Here is a 742-nt window from a genome sequence, read left to right on the forward strand (position 1 = left end):
CGTGCCGGTCCGCTGGTCACGCAGCCTGCCGTCGGCACCCACCTCGGTCACCGTGATCAAGGACGCGGCCGGACGGTACTTCGCCTCGTTCGTCGTGCAAACCGCCGAGGACGAGACGCTGCCGTCGGTCGACTCCGAGATCGGCATCGACCTCGGCCTGACCCACTTCGCCGTCATGTCCGACGGAACGAAGGTCACCGCGCCGAAGTTCCTACGCCGGGCGGCCCGCAAGCTCAAGCGGTTGCAGCAGGCCCTCGCACGCAAGCAGAAGGGCAGCAACCGCCGCAAGAAGGCCGTCGTGCAGGTCGCCAGGGCGCACGCCCGGGTGGCCGACACCCGGCGAGACTGGCAGCACAAGCTGTCCACGGCGATCATCCGCGAGAACCAAGCGGTGTACGTCGAAGACCTTGCTGTTGCCGGCCTCGGCCGCACGAGGCTCGCCAAATCGGTGCACGACGCGGGCTGGGCCGGCTTCACCGCCATGCTGGAGTACAAAGCGACCAGATACGGCCGCGCCTTCGGCCGGGTGGACAGGTTCTTCCCCTCCACCCGGATGTGCTCCGACTGCGGACGTATCAACGACAAGATGACGCTGAACGCCCGAGCGTGGAACTGCCCCTGCGGAGCAGCCCACGACCGAGACGTCAACGCCGCCATCAACATCAAGGCCGCCGGACAGGCGGACTTCAACGACCGCGGAGCGCACATAAGACCAGGACTCGTCCCGGCAGCGCGCAGTGAA

The 742-nt window shown here is 67.5% G+C and carries 1 protein-coding gene; it reads left to right on the top strand.

The window, feature by feature from the left end; genetic code table 11:
* Nucleotides 1-742, top strand: a 742-nt coding sequence (locus ACFOX0_RS34215; RefSeq protein WP_377553840.1) for an RNA-guided endonuclease InsQ/TnpB family protein, incomplete at both ends; no start/stop codon positions are given.

Source organism: Micromonospora zhanjiangensis (genome assembly GCF_042650605.1).
GTDB classification, from domain to species: Bacteria; Actinomycetota; Actinomycetes; order Mycobacteriales; family Micromonosporaceae; genus Micromonospora_J; species Micromonospora_J zhanjiangensis.